21 protein-coding genes are annotated in these 23458 nt (G+C 47.8%); 14 read left to right on the top strand and 7 right to left on the bottom strand.

What is annotated here, in order from left to right; all coding sequences use genetic code 11:
* The first annotated feature begins 30 nt into the window (after window positions 1–30).
* The 10 genes from EOO49_RS12045 to EOO49_RS12090 are packed head-to-tail and all read left to right on the top strand — an operon-like array spanning window position 31 to window position 12025.
* Complete coding sequence (locus EOO49_RS12045) at window positions 31–1431, top strand: UDP-glycosyltransferase (protein WP_290846000.1); 1401 nt, start codon at window positions 31–33, stop codon at window positions 1429–1431.
* A complete protein-coding gene (locus tag EOO49_RS12050; RefSeq protein WP_290846002.1) occupies window positions 1422–2570 on the top strand; it encodes a glycosyltransferase family 4 protein in 1149 nt (382 codons plus the stop codon). The genes EOO49_RS12045 and EOO49_RS12050 overlap by 10 nt, the downstream gene beginning before the upstream one ends.
* Complete coding sequence (locus EOO49_RS12055; protein WP_290846004.1) at window positions 2567–4093, top strand: glycosyltransferase; 1527 nt, start codon at window positions 2567–2569, stop codon at window positions 4091–4093. Before EOO49_RS12050 ends, EOO49_RS12055 begins: the two co-directional genes overlap by 4 nt.
* Window positions 4093–5103: a glycosyltransferase gene (locus EOO49_RS12060; RefSeq protein WP_366927240.1), complete on the top strand. Its 1011-nt coding sequence runs from the start codon at window positions 4093–4095 to the stop codon at window positions 5101–5103. Before EOO49_RS12055 ends, EOO49_RS12060 begins: the two co-directional genes overlap by 1 nt.
* Window positions 5100–6224, top strand: coding sequence for a glycosyltransferase family 4 protein (locus EOO49_RS12065; protein ID WP_290846005.1), 1125 nt, complete (start codon window positions 5100–5102; stop codon window positions 6222–6224). The genes EOO49_RS12060 and EOO49_RS12065 overlap by 4 nt, the downstream gene beginning before the upstream one ends.
* Window positions 6211–7194: a hypothetical protein gene (locus EOO49_RS12070; RefSeq protein WP_290846006.1), complete on the top strand. Its 984-nt coding sequence runs from the start codon at window positions 6211–6213 to the stop codon at window positions 7192–7194. The genes EOO49_RS12065 and EOO49_RS12070 overlap by 14 nt, the downstream gene beginning before the upstream one ends.
* Window positions 7191–8258, top strand: a complete 1068-nt coding sequence (locus tag EOO49_RS12075; protein WP_290846008.1) for a glycosyltransferase — start codon at window positions 7191–7193, stop codon at window positions 8256–8258. The genes EOO49_RS12070 and EOO49_RS12075 overlap by 4 nt, the downstream gene beginning before the upstream one ends.
* Window positions 8255–9601 (top strand): O-antigen ligase, encoded by a 1347-nt coding sequence (locus tag EOO49_RS12080; protein ID WP_290846010.1) that lies wholly within the window; start codon window positions 8255–8257, stop codon window positions 9599–9601. The genes EOO49_RS12075 and EOO49_RS12080 overlap by 4 nt, the downstream gene beginning before the upstream one ends.
* Window positions 9567–10583 carry a glycosyltransferase family 4 protein gene (locus tag EOO49_RS12085; protein WP_290846012.1) on the top strand — a complete coding sequence of 339 codons (1017 nt, stop codon included), beginning with the start codon at window positions 9567–9569 and terminating at the stop codon, window positions 10581–10583. Before EOO49_RS12080 ends, EOO49_RS12085 begins: the two co-directional genes overlap by 35 nt.
* A gap of 53 nt (window positions 10584–10636) precedes the next feature.
* On the top strand, window positions 10637–12025 hold the full coding sequence (locus EOO49_RS12090; protein WP_290846014.1) for an exopolysaccharide biosynthesis polyprenyl glycosylphosphotransferase: 1389 nt from the start codon (window positions 10637–10639) through the stop codon (window positions 12023–12025).
* A gap of 54 nt (window positions 12026–12079) precedes the next feature.
* On the opposite strand, the gene EOO49_RS12095 is transcribed toward EOO49_RS12090, so the two are convergent.
* The 3 genes from EOO49_RS12095 to EOO49_RS12105 are packed head-to-tail and all read right to left on the bottom strand — an operon-like array spanning window position 12080 to window position 14482.
* On the bottom strand, window positions 12080–12352 hold the full coding sequence (locus EOO49_RS12095; RefSeq protein ID WP_290846016.1) for a hypothetical protein: 273 nt from the start codon (window positions 12350–12352) through the stop codon (window positions 12080–12082).
* Complete coding sequence (locus tag EOO49_RS12100) at window positions 12349–13470, bottom strand: DUF4105 domain-containing protein (RefSeq protein ID WP_290846018.1); 1122 nt, start codon at window positions 13468–13470, stop codon at window positions 12349–12351. Before EOO49_RS12100 ends, EOO49_RS12095 begins: the two co-directional genes overlap by 4 nt.
* Window positions 13471–13498: 28 nt before the next feature.
* Window positions 13499–14482 (bottom strand): PorV/PorQ family protein, encoded by a 984-nt coding sequence (locus EOO49_RS12105; protein ID WP_366927241.1) that lies wholly within the window; start codon window positions 14480–14482, stop codon window positions 13499–13501.
* Window positions 14483–14718: 236 nt separating this feature from the next.
* On the opposite strand from EOO49_RS12105, the gene EOO49_RS12110 reads away from it, so the two are divergent.
* From EOO49_RS12110 to EOO49_RS12120, 3 genes are read left to right on the top strand one after another with little or no spacing between them, the layout of a single operon-like run.
* Window positions 14719–15441, top strand: coding sequence for a CDP-alcohol phosphatidyltransferase family protein (locus EOO49_RS12110; RefSeq protein ID WP_290846021.1), 723 nt, complete (start codon window positions 14719–14721; stop codon window positions 15439–15441).
* Window positions 15442–16284 (top strand): GH25 family lysozyme, encoded by an 843-nt coding sequence (locus EOO49_RS12115; protein ID WP_290846023.1) that lies wholly within the window; start codon window positions 15442–15444, stop codon window positions 16282–16284.
* The gene (locus EOO49_RS12120; protein ID WP_290846024.1) at window positions 16285–17226 is read left to right on the top strand and encodes a hypothetical protein; all 942 of its coding nucleotides are present in this window, start codon (window positions 16285–16287) and stop codon (window positions 17224–17226) included.
* A 469-nt stretch (window positions 17227–17695) separates the two neighbouring features.
* On the opposite strand, the gene lptB is transcribed toward EOO49_RS12120, so the two are convergent.
* From lptB to EOO49_RS12140, 4 genes are all read right to left on the bottom strand, one after another.
* On the bottom strand, window positions 17696–18469 hold the full coding sequence (gene lptB / locus EOO49_RS12125) for an LPS export ABC transporter ATP-binding protein (protein WP_290846026.1): 774 nt from the start codon (window positions 18467–18469) through the stop codon (window positions 17696–17698).
* A 95-nt stretch (window positions 18470–18564) separates the two neighbouring features.
* Window positions 18565–18912, bottom strand: coding sequence for a carboxymuconolactone decarboxylase family protein (locus tag EOO49_RS12130; RefSeq protein WP_290846028.1), 348 nt, complete (start codon window positions 18910–18912; stop codon window positions 18565–18567).
* A gap of 3 nt (window positions 18913–18915) precedes the next feature.
* Window positions 18916–19719 (bottom strand): twin-arginine translocase subunit TatC, encoded by an 804-nt coding sequence (gene tatC / locus EOO49_RS12135; protein WP_290846178.1) that lies wholly within the window; start codon window positions 19717–19719, stop codon window positions 18916–18918.
* Between the two features lie 32 nt (window positions 19720–19751).
* Complete coding sequence (locus EOO49_RS12140) at window positions 19752–20717, bottom strand: KpsF/GutQ family sugar-phosphate isomerase (protein WP_290846030.1); 966 nt, start codon at window positions 20715–20717, stop codon at window positions 19752–19754.
* 91 nt (window positions 20718–20808) lie between these two features.
* On the opposite strand from EOO49_RS12140, the gene recQ reads away from it, so the two are divergent.
* Window positions 20809–23004: a DNA helicase RecQ gene (recQ, locus tag EOO49_RS12145; RefSeq protein WP_290846032.1), complete on the top strand. Its 2196-nt coding sequence runs from the start codon at window positions 20809–20811 to the stop codon at window positions 23002–23004.
* Window positions 23005–23458 lie beyond the last annotated feature (454 nt).

Genomic DNA, 23458 nt, shown 5'->3' on the forward strand with positions numbered 1-23458 from the left:
TTATAGCGATATTTGCCGCAAATCCAAACCATGTCACAACGTTCCATTTTGATTTTGCTTCCCGATGGCGTCGGTTTGCGGAATTTTGCATTCAGCAGATTTCCCGAAATCGCCAAATCGGAAGGCTTCAAGCTCAAGTTCTGGAACAATACGCCTTTCGACCTCAAGGCTTTGGGTTTGGATGAGATCAAGGTCGAGAAGGCGCGTCCGAGACCGAAAACAGATTTGCTCAAACGCGCCAGAAGCATCGTCGATCTCAATAGAAACGCAGCGAGGACGGGCGACAATGTTTACGATGCTTATCGTCAGAAACCGTCGAATGTCGGCTGGAAAAACAAGTTCAAGACTTTTTTGGTCAACAAATTTGCATCCCAACACGATTCTGAAAAAGGACTGACGCAACTTCGCGGCAAAATTGCCAAATCCGAACGCAAAGGCGCGTATTATCTACAATGTCTGGAAACGCTCAAACGCGAAAAGCCCGATCTCGTTTTTTGCACGAACCAGCGTCCGCTAACGGCAATCGCCCCGATTTTGGCTGCAAAAGACTTGGGAATCCCGACGGTCGCCTTTGTTTTTTCTTGGGACAATCTTCCCAAAGCAACCATGGTGATCGAAGCCGACCACTATATGGTTTGGAGCGACCACATGAAAAACGAGCTCGAATTTTACTATCCGTACATCCCAACGCAGAACACGATAGTGACCGGAACGCCTCAATTCGAATCGCATTTCGACGAGACGATCCTGCAGTCACGAGACGATTTTTTCAACGAACACAATCTCGATCTCTCCAAAAAATATATCTGCTATTCGGGTGATGATATCACGACTTCGCCCAACGATCCGCAGTATTTGGCCGATGTGTGTGATGCCGTTCGCGAGCTCAATGCCTCGGGCGAAAACCTCGGGATCGTTTTCCGTCGTTGCCCTGTCGATTTTTCCGACAGATTCGATTCGGTACTCGAAAAAAACAAGGATTTGATCGTTCCGATCGTTCCGGCATGGAAGAAAATGGGCGCGATGTGGAATACCGTTTTGCCCATGCGCGAAGATCTGGCGTTGCAATCGAACACGATCGCACACACCGAAATGGTCGTAAATCTAGGCTCGTCCATGGTTTTCGATTACGCTTGCCACGGCAAACCTTGCGCGTTCGTGAATTATGATCCGGTGAACAATGCGCGCGCGAATTGGTCGGTGAAAAAGATATACAATTACGTGCATTTTCGTTCGATGCCAGATGCGAAAGCCGTGGTTTGGCTCAATTCGCCAGACGAAATCGCATTCAGGATAAAATCGGCTTTGGACAATCCTTCGGAAAACGTAAAACACGCCAAAGATTGGTTCAAGGTCATTAACAAAACACCCGAAACGCTCGCGTCGAAGCGCATTTTTGAAGGAATCAAATCTATTTTGAAATGCACATAGGTTTTCTTGCATCGGAATTTCCGCATCCTGAAGTGGCGCGATCGGCCGGAATCGGAACGAGCATCTACAACCTTTCGAAAGGACTTTTGGCGCGCGGCCACAAAGTTTCGGTGATTCTGTATGCCCAGAAATCAGACAAGGCGATCGCTTTTGAAGGCATTGAGATCTACTTCGTGAAAAGCCCGAAACTCAAAGGTTTTTCGCGATTGCTTTTGCAGCGGAAATTGCAGCGTCTGATCAACAAACTCGTAAAAAACGAAAATCTCGATTTGATGGAAGCTCCGGACTGGATTGGGATGACTTCGAACATCAAACCCAAATGTCCGGTTGTGGTAAGACTTCACGGCAGCGACACTTATTTTTGCCACCTCGATCAACGTCCGGTCAAGCCGATAAACAGGCGTCGCGAGGAAAAAGCACTCAAAAACGCCGATGCGATCGTCTCGGTAAGCCAATTTACGGCCAACGTCACGCGGGAACTTTTCGGTTTGCAACCTGAAATCGCGGTCGTTCCCAACGGAATCGAAATCGCGAAATTCGAACCTTCGACGGCTTTGCCCAAAAAAGGTGTGATTTTGTACTTCGGAACGTTGATCCGCAAGAAAGGCTTGCTCGAGCTGGCACAGATTTTCAACCTCGTGGTGCAAAAACATCCGGAATCCGAATTGATACTTGTAGGAAAAGACTCCGCAGATATTCTTACAAAAACCGCATCGACCTGGAAATTGATGCAGGAATTGTTTACGCCCGAAGCGCTTTCGCGCGTGAATTACCGCGGAACCGTAAAATATTCCGAGGTGAGACAGCAAATCGACGAAGCCGAAGTATGTGTTTTTCCTACCTTTGCCGAAGCTTTGCCCGTTTCATGGATCGAGGCGATGGCGATGGAAAAACCCATTGTCGCCTCTAACATAGGCTGGGCAAGTGAAATGATCGCGAACCGGAACGAAGGTTTTCTCGTACATCCAAAAAGTCACCGGGAATTCGCCGACCGCATTTGCGAGTTGCTCGAAAATCCGGGACACGGAAAGAATATGGGTAAGAATGCCCGTGAAAAAGCGGTTGCCGTTTTCTCTGCAGAAAGCGTCGCCCTTAAGAACGAAGCGTTTTACCAAAAGGTTATTGGAAGCAGTAAATGATAGTTTTATACCACCAAAACGGGCGGGTCGTCGACACTCACGGCGCCCAAAGTCTAACAGGAAAAAAAATTACCGAAGCCTTCGTAGATGCGGCGCGGCTTTTTCCCGAGGCCATTTTGGTTTGGTGCGACCAACGCCTGAGAAACTTTTTGAACCTTTCGGAAATTCCAGACCTGTTGCACCACAAGCGCCTGATGTTCTCGTACAATTCGTCGAAGGAACAATATTTTGGGCCGACCGTAGGATTTTGTGAAGAAACGACGCCCTTCATAGCAGTCAGGTTCGACGTAAAATACCCGACTTGGCAAATGAGCGGGCAAGTTGGAGCGATGCACGCTGAAACCATCAACGTTTTCGCGCCTTATCTGCACGTCGAGGACAATTTTGACTATTTTCTGAATTCGTTCGCCAAACGCGCCATGCGGTCTGGTTTAATCTGTTATTCGGATCCGAATTTACTGAAAGCCGATTTCCCGTCCCTTGCAGAAAAAAAAGCGGGGATTTTCCCGATTTTCAAGTTCGTCCGACAACATTACAGAATGCGTTGGACGTCGTTGGTATTGCTCGACATGCTGCTTTACAAGCGACGTTTCCCGATCCTGCCTTATCTCTTTTCGGTTTTTTACAGGAAGAGGCAGAGTCTCGGCGAGGTAATTTCGACCGTTCCGATGCAATCGACGCGAAATATCATCAATTTGGGAACGTTGGACGTCGTAATTCCCACCATAGGAAGACGCGATCATTTCCACAACGTACTCAAGGATTTGGCATTACAGACTTATTTGCCAAAACGCGTGATCGTCGTGGAGCAAAATCCCGAACCGGGAAGCGTTTCCGACCTCGATTTCATCCGATCTGAAAAATGGCCTTTCGAGATCGACCACGTCTTTACCCATAGAACCGGAGCTTGTGCCGCGCGAAATGTCGCACTGATGCGAACCCAAAGCGAATTCGTTTTCATGGCAGATGACGATATCCGTTTCCAGGCGGGATTGATCGAACAGGTTTTCGAATATTTCCGGAAAACAGGCAACGAGATCATCCAGATTTCGGGTCCGCAATCCAATGAAAAAATCGAAGGTTCGACAATCGTACAACACACTGCCTTGGGTTCAGGATTGGTTTTCATGAAGACGAAATGTCTTGACGGCGTTTGGTTCAATCCCGGTTTTGAGTTCGGATACGGAGAAGACAAAGACTTCGGGATCCAACTGAGGCGAAAAGGTTTCGACATACTTCTGGTGCCGTTCATCCACGTTTTGCATCTCAAGGCGCCAATGGGCGGATTCCGTTCCAAGCCATCGCATCCTTGGGAAAGAGAAGAAATCCAGCCTAAACCTTCGCCAACGGTAATGTTGCACATGACCCGAAATATGACGCCTGAACAATTCGAAGGCTACAAAACGGTCTATTTTTTCAAAAACTGGCGCAAACGCGGTCGAAATCCGTTCAGGATTTATGCCAACTTCAAAAAATCGTGGCAACGCAGCCTTTTCTGGGCAAACGAACTCGGCAAACTATAATGATGCGATTCACGCTGATCATCTGTACATACATGAGGCCGATGCAGCTGCTCAAGTTGCTCGAATCGGTGCGCCTGCAAACGCTTTACCCCGATGAAATCCTTATCGTCGACGGATCGACGGATGATCTCACGCAACAAATGCTGTCGCAAAACACGTTCCGGAATCTTAAGTATTTCAAGGTCGACCCAAATGACAGAGGTTTGACGCGCCAAAGAAATTTTGGGATCGCAAATGCAGATGAATCCTCGCAGATCGTGTGTTTTCTGGACGACGATACGATTCTCGAAAGCGATTATTTCCAACAACTGATCTCGACCTACAACGATTATCCCAAAGCTTTGGCCGTTGGCGGATACATCGTGAACGAAGTCAGGTGGCAAAAGGTCGCGGCCGATTACAGACCCGCGATTTCGGAATTCGCTTACGACGGCTACAAGCGAAAAGACGGCAGCCGATTCGTGATAAGGAAGCGATTGGGATTGGATTCCGATCGCGCTCCGGCTTTGGCTCCCGAATTTTCGAACGGACGAAGCGTGGCGTTTTTGCCGCCGTCCGGAAAGGTTTACGAGGTCGAACAAGTCATGGGCGGCGTTTCGTCGTTCAAGACCGAAGTTTTCAAAACACTACAGTTCTCGACTTATTTTGAAGGTTACGGCTTATACGAAGATGCCGATTTTTCGTTCCGACTGCTTCGCCACGGCAAGCTTTACGTAAATACCGCCGCGCGACTCGAACACCATCACGCTTCGGGCGGACGACCGAACCAATTCGCTTACGGACGCATGGTCGTTCGCAACGGCTGGTACGTCTGGAGAATCAGGACGCCCAAACCATCGGCGAAAGCCAGCATAAAATGGCACTTAATTACACTTTTGTTGGCCTCGATACGACTCACAAACGCTATATTTGGCAAGGATAAAGCCAAGGCGTTTACCGAAAGTCTGGGACGTTTTTCAGCCTGGTTCGAGTTGTTTTTTTCCAAGCCGACAAACAAGACACGCGAATGAAGTTTGCGATCATCACCCACACGCCTCACAAAAAATACGAAGACCGCTATTTCGGTTACGGACCTTACGTGCGCGAGATGAACGTTTGGGGCGAATTCGTCGATGAGGTCGAGATTGTCGCGCCTTTGCGGCAAGCGGATCCAAATGCGATCGATCTTGCCTATTCCAGTAAAAATATCCGTTTTACAGCGATTCCGGGTATGGATTTGCTCAGTGCCAAATCGTTTTTCAAAGCTGTTTTGTCGCTTCCGATCGTCTTTTTCAGGATCGTTTCGGCCATGCGTCGCGCCGATCATATCCATTTGCGCTGTCCCGGAAATATAGGGCTTGTAGGATGCGTTGCCCAAATCTTTTTCCCTTCGAAGCCAAAGACTGCGAAATACGCCGGGAATTGGGATCCGAAAGCAGCACAACCTCGCAGTTATCGCGTCCAGAAATGGCTGTTGAACAATACTTTGCTGACCAAAAACATGCAAGTGCTGGTTTACGGAAAATGGGAAGGAAGTTCCAAAAACATCAAACCGTTTTTTACGGCGACGTATCGCGATGATGACAAACAGCCAATTGCGCCAAGGATTTTTTCAGACGGAATCCGGTTGCTTTTCGTGGGCTCGCTCGCTGCCGGAAAACGCCCTTCGTATGCAATCGAATTGACAAAAAGCCTTAGGGAGAAAGGCATAGACGCAACTTTGGATCTTTTTGGAGAAGGAAAAGAGCGTCCGGATCTCGAGAACTACATCAGCGACAATAAATTATCAGATTACATCCGTCTTCGCGGAAATCACGCCGAACCCGAAATTCGGGAAGCGTACAAAAATTCGCATTTCCTACTTTTGCCGTCCAAAAGCGAAGGTTGGCCAAAAGTCGTTGCCGAAGCCATGTTTTGGGCGAGTGTTCCGGTTTCCACGCGTATTTCTTGCGTTTCGTGGATGCTCGGTCAGGGCGAAAGAGGCGTGTTGCTCGATCTCGATCTGGACAAGGATGTCGAGAAAATCTCGGGTCTTGTCGGAAATCCCGAAAAATATGCAAAAATGGCCGCGAACGCACTAAATTGGTCGCGGGAATATACGTTGGATGAATTCCGTAACGCCATAAAAAAATTGGTTCATGAAGAAAAATAAACTCAGGATTTTGATTGCTTTGGCGCTTTTGTCGGTGGCAGTCGTTTTGTTCGTCAATTCGCGCACGCCGTTTTTCCTACAGCAAGGCGGTCCTTGGTCGGTTGGTTTCGGATTTTCGGAAACGTCGCTTCCAAAGGTCAAAACCGACAATCTGTTTACGCCCGAAATGCTTCAAAAAGACGAGAAAAATACCGAATTTCTGGCCGATCCGTTTTTCGTGAAACACCAGGATTCGTTCTACATTTTCTTCGAGCACAAACATTTCACGCCACACAAGGCCAACATTTCGGTGTTGAAATCGCCCGACGGCATCCATTACAAATACGGCGGAGTCGTGCTTGACGAGCCTTTTCATTTGTCGTATCCGCAAGTTTTCGAGAAAGGCGGAAAGACGTACATGGTGCCTGAAAGTGCGCACGCAGGAGCGATTTTGTTGTATGAATCCGACAAATTCCCCAGCGGATGGAAAGTTGTCGACACACTGGTGAAAGGCAATTTCAAAGATCCGAGTATCTACGTTTCAGACACCTTGAATATCATGGTGGCAAGCGACGACGCTTTGACGCTGCATTTTTTCAAAGCCGATTCACTTGGCGGACAATGGAAAAAAATGGGTTGGTTGCTCAAAGGATCGGAAGCCAGAGCTGGCGGACGAATTTTCGAGCACGACGGAAAGCTCATTTTGCCAGTCCAGGACGGCGCTCGCGGATACGGTTCGGCGCTCTCGCTCTACGAATTCCAGTTTGCCAAAGACGAAGTGCGACTCGAAAAAATCGCCGACGATTACCTGGAGGCACACCCCGAAATTCCTCAGCTTTCATTTGGAATGCACCAATTCGACATCCAAAAAGTAGGCAACGGCTATTATTATGTTTTCGACGGAAATCGCGTGAAGTCTTCGCGAAAGAAACTGTCGGTGTGGTATGCCGTCAAACAATCGATTTACGACTTCAAGAATCTGTTCCGATGAGAATCCTGCAACTTATCGATTCGCTTGACGCGGGCGGAGCCGAAAGGGTCGCCGTGAATTTCGCGAATTCGTTGGTTGGAAAAGTGGCGTTTTCGGCTTTGGCCACGACGCGAAAGGAAGGCGTTCTCAAGTCGGAAGTCGCTTCGGGCGTTGGTTATGTGTTTCTGGAAAAGTCGGGAAAACTCGGCCTCAAGGCTTGCAGACGACTCAAAAGGTACTGCGAGTCTGAAAAAATCACGCACATCCACGCTCACGGTACGTCGTTTTTCACCGCTCTCATGGTAAAACTGATGGCATCCGACATAAAACTCATTTGGCACAACCACAACGGACGATCTCAGGCCATAAAAGGTTTGCGCCTCCAATTGATGCGATTCGCCTCGAAGCGTTTTTCAGGGATTTTGTCGGTCAACGAAAAATTGGATCGGTGGGCAATCGACAATTTGTGTTGCAGGACGACGGCTTATCTGGCGAATTTTGTCGCGGAACCTCAGGAAACCCAAATTCCCAATGACCTGAACGGACAGGCCGGAAAGCGAATTTTATGCGTGGCCAATCTCAGGACTCCCAAAGGGCACATGACTTTGTTGCGCGCCATGGAAGAAATCGCCAGGCTCGGCTGGACTTTGCATTTGGTCGGGAAAGATAGTCAGGACGGATATTCCGAAGAAATCAAGGCGTTTATTGGCGAGCGAAACCTCGGCAATGTGATATATTTGTACGGAGCTCGACAGGATGCATCTGCCTTCGTTTCGGCTTGCGACATTTGCGTGCTGAGTTCGGATGCGGAAGGTTTGCCGCTTGCCTTGCTCGAATACGGAATCCGTTCGAAACCTGTCGTGGTTACGGCGGTTGGAGAAATCCCGAACATGATCCGGAATGGTGAAAACGGATTCGTGGTGCCGGCCGGAAATCCGAAGGAATTTGCACAAGCACTCCAAAAGTTGATTCAGGACGAAGAATTGCGTGCAACTTTTGGGAAAGCTTTCCAAAAGACCGTAATCGACAAATTTTCCGAGACCGTCGTGATTGACCGATATCTCAAATGGCTCAAAGATTTATGACCGCCGAAGACAAGAATTACTACAAACTCCTGATCATCCACGCCGGACTGGCCGTGGCAATGCTCGCGGGCGGTATCGCATCGAAGATCTACGCCGTAAGTTTTTTGGTGTATTGGACTTACGTCATCGTGAATTCCAGAAATCAGAACAACGAGGCACTTTACGCCGCGGGCTATATCGTCGGGGCTGAGGTTTTGCTTAGGATGACAGGCGGAAACCTTTTGTATGAGCTCGGGAAATACTCTGTGGTTTTCGTGCTTTTGATCGGAACGTATTACAAAGGATTTTCCAAGAATGGTTCGCCATACTGGATTTTCCTTTTGCTGCTGATTCCGGGAATAATCGTGGCAACCCAAACACTGGGACACGACGTGGAAATGCGAAAGACGATCGCGTTCAACATTTCCGGTCCGGTTTGCCTTGGCGTTTCCGCTTTGTATTGCTATATGCGGCCAATTACGCAAAAACAGATTTACGAGCTCCTCAAGTACATCGGTTTGCCGATACTTTCCATCACCATTTATCTGATATTCAAAACGCCCGACCTTCGCGAATCCATCACAAGTACGGGTTCGAACTACGCGACTTCAGGCGGTTTCGGACCCAATCAGGTTTCCACTATTCTGGGATTGGGCGTGTTCATCTTTTTTTCGAGAATCGTTTTTTGTTCGCCGGGCAAAATAATGCTGATCGTGAATCTTTTGATCACCGCCAATATCGCATTCCGTACTTTGATCACGTTTTCGCGAGGCGGAATGATCACCGGCATAGCGATGATTTGCGTGATGATGGCAATTGTCTACATGAGACTCAACTCGGCGGGGCGTTGGAAACTGAATTTCATGACGGTTTGCGCCGTCGGGATGGCGATCGGAATCTGGCTGTATTCGACCGATGTAACCGGAGGACTTATCGAAAAACGTTACCAGAACCAAGATGCGGCCGGACGCGTGAAAGAAAGCAATTTCAGCGGACGCGAAGAACTTGCCGCGACCGAGATCGAGGACTTTCTGGAAAATCCGATATTCGGGATTGGAGTGGCCAGAGGTGCCGAAATGCGGATATTGTCGGGAATGGGAGGACTTTCCCACAATGAGGTCACGAGAATGTTGGCCGAGCACGGCGCATTCGGAATCCTTGGACTGGCAATTCTCTTCATCACGCCGTTGATACTTTACCTCGACAACCGCCACCATTTTCTCATGTTCTCCTTCCTGATTTTCTGGTTCATGACAATCAACCACGCCGCCATGCGATTGGCCGCACCGGCATTTATTTACGGATTGGCCGTCCTCAAGATTATCCCCGATGCAAAAGAAACGAATTCTCTACATAGGCAATAAGCTTTCCAAACACGGAAATACGGCCACTTCGATAGAAACTTTGGGACCTTTGCTTGCGTCTGAAGGATTTGTGGTAAAATATGCTTCCTCGAAAAAGAACAAGATTTTCCGCATGATCGACATGTTGGCCGCGACGTTGCGCTATTCCCTTTCGACAGATTATGTGATTATCGACACTTACAGCACGGTCAATTTTTGGTACGCATTCGGCGTCAGCCAGATTTGCCGGATTTTCAACGTAAGCTATATTCCGGTGCTTAGAGGCGGGAATTTGCCCGAACGCCTCGCGAAAAGCCCAAAGCTTTGCAAGATGATTTTCGCGAATTCGTACAAGAACATAGCGCCATCGGGTTATCTGATGGACGCATTCGCGAAGGCCGGATTCGACAATCTGACCTACGTCCCGAATACGCTCGAAGTCGACAATTACGAGTTTTGGCCACGCACGAATTTGCGTCCGAAGTTGTTTTGGGTGCGTTCGTTTTCGCCAATCTACAATCCGAAAATGGCCATAGACGTTCTCAAGATCTTGAAGAGAGAATTTCCTGACGCCTCGCTTTGCATGGTCGGACCCGATAAAAATGGCTTTCAAAGCGAGATTGTCTCGTATGCGCGGCAAAACGATGTTGCGGTCGCATTCACTGGAAAATTGAGCAAGCCGCAATGGCACGAACTTTCGCGTGAGTACGATATTTTTATCAACACCACACATTACGACAACACGCCAGTAAGCGTGATCGAGGCCATGGCGCTGGGTTTGCCTGTCGTTTCCACAAATGTGGGCGGAATTCCATTTCTGCTCGAGCACGACAAGACGGCTTTGTTGGTAGAAGATTCAGATGTCGAGGCGATGGTTGCCAATATCGTCAAACTCGTGTCTGATCAGGATGTGTCGCAACGTCTTGCAAATCAGGCCAGAAGCCTCGTGGAAACCTTCGACTGGCACAAAATAAAATACAAATGGGTCGAAATTTTGAAATAGCCGATTTCTTGAGGAGGAATTCGTAAATTGCGGCCTCAATTTTCCCACACAACATGAACGGCAGAAAGATACATTTCGAGGTTTCGGAACGAAAAATCCTTCTGAGGGTTTTCGATATCCTGTCTGTTTTACTCGTCTTGTATTTGATGGGTAAAGTCTTTAATTTCAATTACTTCGATATTACAGACAGCAATTTTATCTGGACAATCGTGCTCGGGCTGTACATCACGATCATCGGAACGGTCTTCGAAATGTACAACCTTCAGGTTTCGAGCAACGAATTCCAGGTCACGAAAAGTATCGTGCTAACGGCCTCGGTGACGGTGCTTTGTTATTTGCTGACGCCGTTCTACTCGCCGACATTGCCAAACCGCATCCAGATTTTGTATTTCTACCTGGCCGTTCTTGTCGCGCTTTTCGTCTGGCGTTTCTTTTATGTGAAATTCCTCGCCTCAAAGCGTTTTCTCAAGAAAGTCGTGCTGGTTTGCGACCGCGATCAGGCCAGGGAACTCATCGTCGGGCTTGAAAGTTCAGATCCGCACTACAAGGTTTTGGGATACGTCAATACCGACAGCAATTCGGTGCACACCCAGGATTTCAATTTCGTCGAGCACATAGAATCGGACAAACTCGAGAAATTCGTCAACGACAACCGCATTTCAGAAGTCGTGATCGCCTCCCAAAAAACCGACGGGATTACGGTTTCCATCTACAACCAATTGATCCACTTGCTTGAATCGGGCTTTATCATCCGCGAATACACTCAGGTTTACGAAGCCATAACCCAAAGGATTCCGGTGCAATACGTGGCCCGCGATTTTTACCGCTATTTTCCGTTTAGCCGAAGCAACCAAAACCAATTGTATCTTGTGGCCGTGCGCCTTCTGGAAATCATTTTTTCGATTTGCGGAATTCTCGTCGGAATTTTGTTTCTACCGTTGATATTGGTCGGAAACTTGGTCGGGAATCGCGGAAAGTTGTTTTATACGCAGGACAGAGTCGGGAAAAATGGTGCCGTTTTCGAGATTCTCAAATTCCGGACGATGATCAAGAACGCCGAAAAGCACGGAGCGGTTTTCACGACCACGAACGACGCGAGGATCACGCCTTTCGGAAAATTTTTGCGCAAGACCCGAATCGACGAATTTCCTCAGTTCCTAAACATACTGAAAGGCGATATGGGCGTTATTGGGCCGCGTCCTGAAAGACCGGTTTTCGTCAAGGAAATTGCCGAAGTGATGCCGTTTTACGAAACGCGCCATGTCATAAAACCCGGACTTACGGGCTGGGCGCAGGTCAATTATTCTTACGGGGATTCGATCGATGACAGTTTGATGAAGCTGCAATACGACCTGTATTACATCAAGCATAGAAGTGTCTTTTTGGATATCAGTATTACCATTAAGACTTTGAGTACTGTTTTGTTTTATCGCGGGCAGTAGGCGCGAAGTTTTTAACTTCGCGGCGCGTGTGGGGAAGTCTGTGACTTCCGATGCTCAAAGCAATTTCTTGAAAAGCACGTAACCCAAATGGATTCCAAGCACGATCCCATTGCCCAGAATTCCGAAAATGATGTACAGGCTCAGGATCGGCAATCCGCATTTCGTATCGTCCGGACCGTATTCGGGTAGAAAAAATTCTGGTAAGACGAATAAGTTTACCAAAATCAAAACAGCGCAAATAAGCAATTTCCCGAATCTGAATTTCGGAAGAAACGCATAAGCGAGAACCTGCAGCGCGGCCATGCCAAAAAAGACGGGAAGAATCACGCGAACAACTTTTTGCGTCTCACCTTGAGCGCGAATTTCAAAAGCAAAATCGCGTGGGCGACAATCATAGGAAGCACGATCAGCAAATGAATCTTGTTGAGCATGTAGATCAGATACACGCCCAAGCAGCCCAAACACAGCAAAGATGTGATGTACAAACCGCTGGCTTTGCGCCTTCCGTATTGGATCACGACCAAAAGTAAAAGTGGATTTGTAAGCAAAACATTGTAATTCCATTGCACTTCCGTGTGAAACGAATACCATCCGGCCACGCAAAAGAAAAGCCCGAGAAGCGAAATCAACGTGAAGTAGACCAAAGTGAATTTGTCGTTGTTCACGAAAACGAGCAAAAGCAGAATCGCGATGTAAGTATAGACGTTGTTCCAAAGCGATCGAGGCGCGGGCTGATCTTCAAAAACCAGCCAGGATTTGTTTGACTTCAAAAGCGCAATATTGCCATTTTTCGCCATCGAAATACTTTGGTAAAGTTCTATCGGAAGAAACAATTGCGAAGCTTTCTCGTCGACTCTCGTCCCAAAAATCATGCTCGTTCCCCATTGTTCGTAAAAATGCCCGTCGAATTCGGGATAGATGATCTCGCGATAGGTGAGGTCAGTGTTCCCGACTTTTTTCGCCGTATTCGGACCGACGACCTCGTTGACCAGATCGGCAATTTTTGTCGTGCAGTTCCGGTCGATGAACTTGTAAGTGTAAAAGCGCTCTTGCGAAATAAGCACTTTGTTGAGTCGGTCGAACATTTGTTGTTTCTGGCTTTGCGTCAAATTCAGGACCTGCTCAAAAACCGACCGTTTTTCGTCGTCGTAATTGTAAACGAAATCATCGAAAGTGCTGGTGGAAACGAAATACTGCAAGTCGCCTTTTACGAATTTGAGTCCGAAGTTTGGCGTGGCGAAATCGAAAGTGCCGTAATTGTAGACTTTGTCGATCCCGTTGGCCGGATCGTGGATTCGCATGGCCGTGTGTCCGTAAAGCGAATACAATTCATTGCCTTTTCCGCAGGTCAAAACCGAAACTTCAGCCATGGGCGAAAGCGTCGTGAATTGTGCCGAAACTTGAAGCGATAAAAAGGCTAGGAGTAAAACGAAAATGTGACGCATCCGAAGGGAATTTAGCGCAAGTTACGAATTACCTGAAAATGCTCAGATCGACTTTAAGAGAAAAGATGTTCGAGTACAAAGCCGCACTTTGGTCGCCTAAATCAGTCAGTGCGTAATCGACCTGAATGCCTTTGTATTTAAAGCCGACGCCCACATTCGGTTGAAAACCAAGTCGGTCCGAACCGTCGAGTTGCGTGATATTCTGGAAATTTCCGACGCCTGCGCGGATAAAAGCCAGATCGATGTAACCCAACTCGAATCCCAAAGCCGGATCGATGCTCACTGCCGAAGAGGAAATGATGTCGTTCGTCTGCTCGAAACGGCAATTGAGGTTCACGGCCGTCAAAAGCGTCATTTCATTGTGGAATTCATATTTTTTGGAAACCCCGAGTTGCAATTTCGGAAGCGTAATCTCTGTACTTTCCGGCAATTCCTGATTTTGTCCTTCGACCGCATCCTGAACTTTCTCGAACTCGTCTTCGTCGATCGCCCAAATGTTGTAGGTCGTGGTGATATCGCGCGCCATCGCCCCGAATTTCCAGCCGTTTCTCTCGAACTGAATTCCAAGGTCGAATCCGAATCCCCAGGAATTCGCGAATTTCCCGATGATGCGACGAATGACTTTCGCGTTGGCGCCAATCGACAAACCTTCCACTTTCAAATGTCTGGCATAAGAAAACATGAAAGCATAATCGGCAGTCGAGAAAAGGCTGATGCGGTTGTAGTCGATATTTCCCTGGTCGTCGATAAGTTGCGTCGTGTTCATGATATCGTCCACGCCAAAACGGATGGCAGAAATGCCCCAGGCGCTTCGATCGTCAATCGGTTTTGCGTAGGCGAGATAGTCGTATTGGGCGATATTGGCGAAATAACTCGCGTGCATCGCGCCAACCTGTCCGTCCTCGAGATTAAGGATTCCGGCGGGATTCCAATAAACCGCATTTACGTCATTCGAAGAAGCCGTAACCGCGTTCGCCATACCAAGAGCCGCGGCATCGACTCCGATATTCATGAATTCGTTCGAATACTTCCTCACGACTTGCCCAAAGGCATTCACGCATCCGAAGACGAACAATAGCGACAGCAGTTTTCTCAAAGCGAAATTTTTTTCAAAAATAGTCTTTTTTCCAAGTAAAGACGCACAAATTCGAGGCGTGCGACGAGCGTTAAAAACTCTCTTAAAAACGCGTTCGGCGTGAAGTTATTGTACTACATTTGCGCTTATCCTGACAATAAAAAACACATTTGATGCGCCTTTTGCGACATTTGCCCAACCTGCTTACGCTTCTCAATCTGTTTTCGGGCTGCATCGCCCTGATTTTCGCCTTCGAGCACAATTATCTGTTGGCGTTTTTGTTCGTCGCTTTGGGCATTTTCTTCGATTTTTTTGACGGATTTTTCGCGCGAATGTTCAAGACTTCATCCGAATTGGGTTTGCAGTTGGATTCGTTGGCCGATATGGTCACAAGCGGAGTCGTTCCGGGATTGACTATGTTTTTTATGTTGGACGAAGCCGTTCAATTGAAAGAAATCTCACTGTCCGATCCCAAATTCTGGATTTGCCTTTGCGGATTCATCATCACTTTGGGTTCTTGCATGCGATTGGCCAAATTCAACATCGACACAAGACAAACCGACTCGTTCATCGGGCTTCCTACGCCTGCCAATACGTTGGTAATACTGAGTTTGCCGATAATCCGCGACAGGGAATCGTTCATCCTTTACGGCGTTTTCACCGAAGTTTTGGTGCTGCTCGCCATCACGGCCTTGAGCGCATTTATGCTGAACGCCGAAATCCCGCTGTTTTCGCTCAAGATCAAGAAATTCTCTTTCAAGGACAATTCGATACAATTCGTTTTCCTTGCCATCTGTGTTTTGCTGCTGGCTTTCTTCCAATTTGCGGGCGTTCCGCTCATAATCCTGACTTACATAGCGATGTCTGTCATCAACAACCGAATGAACAGAAAATAAATGGCGACGCGCAAACCTACATCGCGTTCGCGTTCCAGGTCGAAGAAATCGTCGGTGCAAAAAATCGTCGTTCGCTCGGTGATCGCGCTTTTCGTGCTCGGACTTTTCGTCGGGGTCGGATGGCATTACAGAAACGCGATCCTGTACTATTTCAGTTTCAAGACCGATAAAAAGATGACGGCCGAACAAAAGCGGTTGTCTGACGTGAGAAATGTCGAAGTCCTCACGCGTCACCACGGAAAATCCATCGGTTTTGACATTTCGGAATATCAGGGCGAGATCAATTGGGCGGAAATCGATTCGGTAGAGAATCTGTATCCGCTCGACTTTGTTTTCATCCGCTCGACGGCCGGAAAAAACCGCATCGACGCCTGTTTCAAACAAAACTGGGAAGCGGCCGGGAAGCGCGGACTCATTCGCGGCGCCTATCATTATTACCGTCCGAACGAGAATTCGCTCGAGCAAGCGGCGCATTTTATCCTCAACGTCAGACTCAGACCAGGCGATCTGCCACCGGTTCTCGACATCGAGAAAATTCCCGAAAACCAATCGATGGACAGCCTGATCGTCGGGCTTCACCGCTGGTGCAACGCAATCGAAAAACACTACAAAGTCGCTCCGATAATCTATTCGGGCGAAAGATATTACGACGATTTTCTCAAGGACGAATTCAAAGGTTACGTCTTTTGGATTGCCAACTACAATTTTTTCGTGGAGGAAATCGAGGACGAATGGATGTTTTGGCAATTCACCGAAAGTGCCGAAATTCCCGGGATTCCAACGCCGATCGACTTGAATATTTACAATGGGCCAAAATCCCAACTCCAGAATCTTCGCATATAGATGGGATTTTTCGATTCACTTTTCCAGAACAAGTCGTCTTTTGACGAAGACAAGACTTTTACCGATTTTTTCAACCGCGAGTTCGCGCGCTATTTCAGCATAGCCGATCCAGATTTTCAGGCCGATCTCGACAATAAATTCGGCGATCCGGTTTTGCCGCAGCAGGCTTTTCCGTCGGTTTACGAGGAACTCAAAAACGTTGAGAAACCTTGGGACAAACGCGCGATCCTGTTTGCTGCGCTCGATCAGCATTACTTGATGGTCGTCGAGAGATGGCAGGCAATCGAACGCTTCGTCGTGGATCGTTTTCCCGAAAAAGCGCTCAAGTTCATCAAGCAATTCGGTCAGCCCGAAGATTTCGACGACGCCGAATTCCTGGCTTCTTACGCGCGCTGCATGTTCGTGCTTTCGCGTTTGGACGAAGGTTTGAAATATGCCGAAAAAGCGGTTTCCATCGATTCGAGATCGCGTCGCGCCCAATTGGTCCTAGCCGATATTTTACATCTGAAAGGCAACCAATCGCGCGCTCACGAGATTTACAAAGCCGTGGTCGCAAGCAGCAAACTGGCCAAATCCGGATCACAGAATTTCGGACTTTACGACCTGGTCTGTTTCCGGAATGATATTGCGCATTCGTCGGTTTACGCCGTCGGTTTGCTCAAAAGTTCGGATGCGCCCGAAACGGAATGGGAAAAAGTGGCACCGGAATTCCATCATTGCCCGTATTTCCGGTCGCAATATGCTTTCTATCTGATAAAAAGCGGAAAAGGCCTGAAAGCTTTGAACAACTTGGTCACGGTCGCTAAAGAATTCCCGACCTACAAAGACGCGGTCGTAAACGCGCACAGCGTCATCAAACAATATCAGCAGCAAAGCAAACCTGACGCGATGCAACAGGACGAGCTGTATTTGAGAAGTCTGATGGAAAAGGAAAAATGGTGAATTCCTTGATTGGAAATTTTGTTCAATTGACTTTTTCGTAGGCGATTCCTTCGCAACTGTCGGGGTCACCGATCGTGACCAAAACGGCGATGTCAGAGTCTTTCTCGCCCAAGTCCTCGACCGTGATACCTTCCAATTCCATCTTACAATTGGATTTGCCATCGCAATACAGTCGCCAATTTCCTTGTTTTGACGGTTGCTTCGGATTGTTGAAAAATGTGTATTTGCCGGTTTGCGATAGATGAAGATATTTTGGCCACCTCGAAAAATCGAACTTGAGAAACTCCTGAGATTTTTGGCTTAGGACATACTTTCCTTCGACTTTTCCCGGAAGAGGTTTTTGAATGACGATATCGTAGTCTGCATTCCACCCGCATGGAACCAAGTGGCAAGAAGTGTTGCCAATCGCCAAAATCAAAAGAAATACTTTCAAGCGACTCACAAGTTTCATGTCAGGGAAATTTTCGGATCAATGCGAAGCGTCGGCGTCCTGGCTTTTTGGGGCGAAATCCAGCTTTTTCTTGCGAAGCTCGAAATTCTGACCCAAATAAACGCGGCGGACCATTTCGTCCTGAACCAATTCCTCCGGCGTTCCGGCCTTTAGGATTCCGCCTTCAAACATCAGGTAACTTTTCTCTGTGATCGCCAAAGTTTCCTGTACGTTGTGGTCGGTAATCAGAATTCCGATGTTCTTGTCCTTGAGTTGGGCGACGATTCGTTGTATGTCCTCGACCGCGACAGGATCGACTCCGGCAAACGGTTCGTCAAGCAGGATGAATTTGGGATCCGTTGCCAAGGCGCGCGCGATCTCGGTACGACGTCTTTCGCCACCTGACAAAAGGTCGCCTCTATTGGTGCGGATGTGTTGAAGCGAAAACTCGTCCAGCAAAGATTCCATCTTGGCTTCCTGTTCGTCCTTGGTAAGGTCTGTGAGCTGCAGCACGCTCATGATATTGTCTTCGATGCTGAGTTTCCTGAAAACCGACGCTTCCTGAGCCAGATATCCGATTCCGTTTTGGGCGCGTTTGTACATCGGGAAATCGGTAATGTCGGTCTGATCGAGGTAGATCGTGCCCGAATTCGGCTTGACCAAACCTACGATCATGTAGAAAGAAGTCGTTTTTCCGGCTCCGTTCGGCCCGAGCAAACCCACGATTTCTCCTTGGTTCACTTCAACCGAAATGCCTTTTACGACAGTTCTTTTCTTGTAGGTTTTTATCAGATTCTCAGCTCTTAGTTTCATGTGTAAGTCGAATGTCAAATGTCAGGATGTCGAACGATGCCGCGCGACAAATAAACGAATTAGCGCGCCAAAGGTGTTATGTCTTTAACAAACAATTATTTCGATTGCTCAAGCGCTTCCCAAAATTCATAAGCGCGTCTCAAATGCGGAATCACGATCGTGCCGCCAACCAAAGTCGCGATTCCCATGGCTTCCATCATTTCTTCTTTGGTCACGCCTTCTTTGTGGCTGGTTTCCAAATGGTATTTCACGCAATCGTCGCAGCGCAGAACCGTAGAGGCGACAAGTCCTAGCAATTCCTTGGTTTTCACGTCAAGAGCGCCTTCTGCGTAAGCGTTGGTGTCGAGATTGAAAATGCGCTTGATGACCTTGTTGTTGTCGGCCAAAAGCTTCTCGTTCATTTTGGAACGGTAATCGTTGAATTCCTGTACTGAGTCTGACATGATTTACGTGTTGGCGAGTTCTTCTGCTTTTTTCTTTTTTCCGACGAGTGCCGCAATCACGATACTTCCTTCGAAAATGATGATCATCGGGATGGAAACGATGACTTGGCTTACAACGTCCGGAGGCGTTACGATCGCTGCTACGACCAAAATCCCCACGATCGACCATCTGCGTGTTTTTCTCAGCAATTCGGCCGTGACCAATCCCAATCTCGCGAGGAAATAGATGATTACGGGAAGTTCGAAAAACAGTCCGCAAGCGATAAGCGAGGTTTTCAACATGCTCATATAGGAATCGAGATTGAACTGGTTCTTGACCAAATCGCTCACAGTAAAGGTCGCGAAAAAGTTCACGGACATCGGCGTGATCAGATAGTATCCGAAAAGCACTCCGATAAAGAACAAAAGCGAGGAAACGGTAATGAAAACTTTGGCGCCCTTGCGTTCCTTTTCATACAAAGCCGGACTGATGAACTTCCAGAATTCCCAAAGAATGTAAGGGAAACCGGCGATGAATCCGCCCACGATACACATCCAGACCAAAATGTTGACCTGGCCTTCCATATCGGTATTCTGAATGATGAAATTGAAGTCTTTCGCCGTTACACAAATGTCTGAAACGTTGAGTTGCTGGGCGAGATCGCAAAAGAAGCCGTAAGTCACGAATTCCGGTTTCAACGGCGCGAGCACGATTTCGTCGAAAAGGTAATCACTGACAAAGAAAATGATCATAGCCATGATCAGCACTACGATTGTACTGCGCACCAAAAGCCAACGCAATTCTTCAAGATGGTCCATGAACGTCATTTCGTTCATTGGTTTTTTAGGTTTTTTGGCCATTATACGACGCCTTCTTTTAAAATGTCGTGCAAGTGGATGACGCCTTTGTAAGCGCCTTCATCAACGACAATGAGTTGTGTGATCGAAAAATCTTCCATAGTATTCAGTGCATCCACGACCATACTTACGGAAGATACATATTTCGGGTTTTTGGTCATGATGTCTTTTGCGGTCAAGCCGACGAAAGAATCCTGGGTTTCAAGCATGCGGCGGATGTCTCCGTCGGTAATTATTCCGATGACGTGTCCGTTTTCCTCAACTGCCGTCACGCCAAGTCGTTTTTGTGAAATCTCGACAATGACGTTCTTGACCGACGAACCCGGACCAACGACGGGACGATGCGTCTGATCGAGCATATCGCCGACCCTGAGCAGCAGTTTTTTGCCAAGTGCGCCGCCCGGATGGTATTTGGCGAAAGCTTCGGGGCCGAAACCGCGCATCTCGATCAGGCAAACCGCAAGCGCGTCGCCCATGACGAGTTGAGCCGTCGTGGAATTCGTTGGCGCGAGATTGTTGGGATCGGCTTCGGCTGCGACCGTCGTATCGAGAACAAGGTCGGAACTTTTCGCGAGGAACGAAGTCACGTTTCCGGTCATTCCGATAAGCTTGTTTCCGAAGCGCTTCAAAATATCGACCAAAACCTTGATTTCGGGACTGTTTCCGCTTTTGGAAATGCAGATTACGACATCTTCGGGCTGCACCATTCCCAAATCGCCGTGAATGGCTTCGGAAGCGTGCAAAAACATAGCCGGCGTTCCCGTGGAATTCAGCGTCGCGACGATCTTTTGGGCGATGATCGCGCTCTTGCCGATACCCGTTACCACGACGCGTCCCGAGGCGCTGAAAATAACCTGCGCCGCGTTGACAAAATCGTCTGTAAGTAAATCGGAAAGTGTGGCAATCGCTTGGCTTTCAGCGAGGATGGTTCGCTTGGCGGATGCCAGTATTTTTTCGGTATTCATCAAAAGATTGTGATGCTAGAAAGTTTTGTATCCGTAAAAATAAATGTTATCTTTAGGGAAAGCAAATGTACGCAAATTACCCTTATCCCTTAGAATGAATCTACCCGAAATTGATATACATCAGCAGTTACGGAAGTATTTTGGTTTCAGCCAGTTCAAGGGCTTGCAGGAGCAAGTCATCAAAAGCATTTTAGCAAAACGCGACGTTTTCGTGATCATGCCAACGGGCGGCGGAAAGTCACTTTGCTATCAATTGCCTGCGCTGATCGAAGACGGAACGGCCATCGTCGTTTCTCCATTGATCGCGCTCATGAAAAACCAGGTTGACGCCATACGAGGAATTTCTGCCGAACCCGGCGTGGCCCACGTTTTGAACTCCTCGTTGACCAAGTCTGAAATCCAGACGGTCAAGAGCGACATTGCGGCCGGAAAGACGAAATTGTTATACGTCGCCCCGGAATCGCTGATAAAGGAAGAGTACGCTGATTTCCTCAAGACGCAAAAACTGTCGTTCGTCGCCATTGACGAAGCCCACTGTATTTCAGAATGGGGACACGATTTCCGTCCGGAATACCGCAATCTTCGCTCGATCATCAAGAATTTCGGAGATATCCCAATCATCGGCTTGACCGCGACCGCAACTCCGAAAGTCCAGGAAGACATCCTCAAAAATCTGGACATTCCGGACGCCGACGTTTACAAAGCTTCGTTCAACAGACCGAATTTGTATTACGAAGTACGTCCGAAAACGAAGAATATCGAAGCCGACATCATTCGCTTCATCAGGAATCACAAAGGAAAATCGGGCATCATTTATTGCCTGAGCCGCAAAAAAGTCGAAGCGATCGCGCAGGTTTTGCAAGTGAACGGAATTCAAGCGGTTCCGTATCACGCCGGACTTGACGCCAAAACGCGCGCCAAACACCAGGACATGTTCCTGATGGAAGACGTCGAGGTCGTCGTGGCCACGATCGCTTTCGGAATGGGAATCGACAAGCCTGACGTGCGTTTCGTGATTCATCACGACATCCCAAAGTCTCTCGAAAGCTATTATCAGGAAACCGGTCGCGCCGGACGCGATGGAGGCGAAGGTCATTGTTTGGCCTATTACTCGTACAAAGACGTTGAGAAGCTCGAGAAATTCCTGTCGGGAAAACCGGTCGCCGAACAGGAAATTGGGTTTGCGCTTTTGCAGGAAGTCGTGTCTTATGCCGAAACTTCGATGTCGAGACGGAAATTCCTGCTGCATTATTTCGGGGAAGAATTCGATCCGGAAACCGGGGACGGAGGCGACATGGATGACAACATGCGTAATCCGAAGAAGAAAAAAGAGGCGAAAGACGACGTGAAGTTGTTGCTCGAAGTCGTGCGCGATACCAAGCATCTTTACAAAGCCAAGGAAATCGTCTTTACGCTTATCGGAAAGGTAAATGCTGTCATAAAAGCCCATAGAACAGACACGCAGCCGTTTTTCGGAACGGGATCAGATCAGGAAGAAAGACATTGGATGGCGCTCATAAGACAAGTTTTGGTAGAAAATTACCTGTCCAAGGACATCGAAACTTACGGCATTCTAAAAGTCACCGAAAAAGGTTTGGGTTTTATCAAGAACCCTACGTCGTTCTTGATGACAGAAGATCACGAATACGAAGGTGGCGAAGACGACACGATCGTCACCCAGAGCAAATCGACCGGAGTCGCCGACGAAAATCTAATGGGAATGTTGCGCGATCTTCGCAAAAAAGTGTCCAAAAAGCTTGGAGTGCCGCCGTTTGTGGTGTTTCAGGATCCTTCGCTCGAAGACATGGCGCTCAAATATCCAATCTCGCTCGAAGAACTTTCGAATGTGCACGGAATAGGCGAGGGCAAGGCCAAGAAATACGGAAAGGATTTTGTCGAACTCATCGCCAAATACGTCGAGGATAACGACATCACGCGTCCGGACGATCTCGTGGTGAAATCTACGGGAGCCAATTCGGCCAACAAACTGTTCATCATCCAAAGCGTCGACCGCAAACTTTCGCTCGACGACATCGCCAAAGCAAAGGGAATGAATATGGATGCCTTGCTCAAGGAAATGGAGATCATCGTTTATTCGGGCACCAAACTCAACATCAAATACTGGATAGACGATCTTTTGGACGACGATCAACAAGAGGAAATCCTGGACTATTTCATGGGTTCGGAAACCGATAAGATCGAGGATGCGCTCAAGGAATTCGAAGGCGATTACGACATTGAGGAATTGAGGCTGATGCGGGTGAAGTTTATTTCCGAAGTCGCGAACTAAGGGTAAATTCCTAAAAAATTCCAAATCCCAAATCCCAAAACCCAAATTCCATCCCGAAGTCTATCGGGATCAAATTCCAACGGAGACAATTGACGTCTGCGAATGGCAGCAAACAGTTTTTGCCTCAGAAAACGAAGCAAGTTAGGAGCCAAAAACTGAAATTTACCAAAAAGCTAAGCTGAAAAACCTTAACTGCTTTTAACTATCTTAATTGTTCAAAAATTTAAAGGTTTCAATGTAAAATCCGCGAAAGCGAGAAATTGAATGTTGAACAACGAACAACGAACAACGAACAAGAAACAACGAACAACGAACAGCGAATGTTGATTTCCATGAGTAAAAGCCAATACTAAAATTTACCAAAAAGCTAAGCTGAAAGACCTTAATGCTCTTAACGATCTTAATGGTTCAAAATTTAAAGGTTTCAATGTAAAATCCGCGAAAGCGAGCAATT

The sequence above is a fragment of the Flavobacterium sp. genome, from assembly GCF_004295795.1.
In the GTDB taxonomy this organism is placed as follows: Bacteria; Bacteroidota; Bacteroidia; order Flavobacteriales; family Flavobacteriaceae; genus Flavobacterium.

Coding starts and splice junctions, on each gene's coding strand:
- EOO49_RS12045 (WP_290846000.1), top strand. CDS start 31: ATGTCACAACGTTCCATTTTGATTTTGCTTCCCGATGGCGTCGGTTTG.
- EOO49_RS12050 (WP_290846002.1), top strand. CDS start 1,422: ATGCACATAGGTTTTCTTGCATCGGAATTTCCGCATCCTGAAGTGGCG.
- EOO49_RS12055 (WP_290846004.1), top strand. CDS start 2,567: ATGATAGTTTTATACCACCAAAACGGGCGGGTCGTCGACACTCACGGC.
- EOO49_RS12060 (WP_366927240.1), top strand. CDS start 4,093: ATGATGCGATTCACGCTGATCATCTGTACATACATGAGGCCGATGCAG.
- EOO49_RS12065 (WP_290846005.1), top strand. CDS start 5,100: ATGAAGTTTGCGATCATCACCCACACGCCTCACAAAAAATACGAAGAC.
- EOO49_RS12070 (WP_290846006.1), top strand. CDS start 6,211: ATGAAGAAAAATAAACTCAGGATTTTGATTGCTTTGGCGCTTTTGTCG.
- EOO49_RS12075 (WP_290846008.1), top strand. CDS start 7,191: ATGAGAATCCTGCAACTTATCGATTCGCTTGACGCGGGCGGAGCCGAA.
- EOO49_RS12080 (WP_290846010.1), top strand. CDS start 8,255: ATGACCGCCGAAGACAAGAATTACTACAAACTCCTGATCATCCACGCC.
- EOO49_RS12085 (WP_290846012.1), top strand. CDS start 9,567: ATGCAAAAGAAACGAATTCTCTACATAGGCAATAAGCTTTCCAAACAC.
- EOO49_RS12090 (WP_290846014.1), top strand. CDS start 10,637: ATGAACGGCAGAAAGATACATTTCGAGGTTTCGGAACGAAAAATCCTT.
- EOO49_RS12100 (WP_290846018.1), bottom strand. CDS start 13,470: ATGCGTCACATTTTCGTTTTACTCCTAGCCTTTTTATCGCTTCAAGTT.
- EOO49_RS12105 (WP_366927241.1), bottom strand. CDS start 14,482: ATGAATATCGGAGTCGATGCCGCGGCTCTTGGTATGGCGAACGCGGTT.
- EOO49_RS12110 (WP_290846021.1), top strand. CDS start 14,719: ATGCGCCTTTTGCGACATTTGCCCAACCTGCTTACGCTTCTCAATCTG.
- EOO49_RS12115 (WP_290846023.1), top strand. CDS start 15,442: ATGGCGACGCGCAAACCTACATCGCGTTCGCGTTCCAGGTCGAAGAAA.
- EOO49_RS12120 (WP_290846024.1), top strand. CDS start 16,285: ATGGGATTTTTCGATTCACTTTTCCAGAACAAGTCGTCTTTTGACGAA.
- lptB (WP_290846026.1), bottom strand. CDS start 18,469: ATGAAACTAAGAGCTGAGAATCTGATAAAAACCTACAAGAAAAGAACT.
- EOO49_RS12130 (WP_290846028.1), bottom strand. CDS start 18,912: ATGTCAGACTCAGTACAGGAATTCAACGATTACCGTTCCAAAATGAAC.
- tatC (WP_290846178.1), bottom strand. CDS start 19,719: ATGACGTTCATGGACCATCTTGAAGAATTGCGTTGGCTTTTGGTGCGC.
- recQ (WP_290846032.1), top strand. CDS start 20,809: ATGAATCTACCCGAAATTGATATACATCAGCAGTTACGGAAGTATTTT.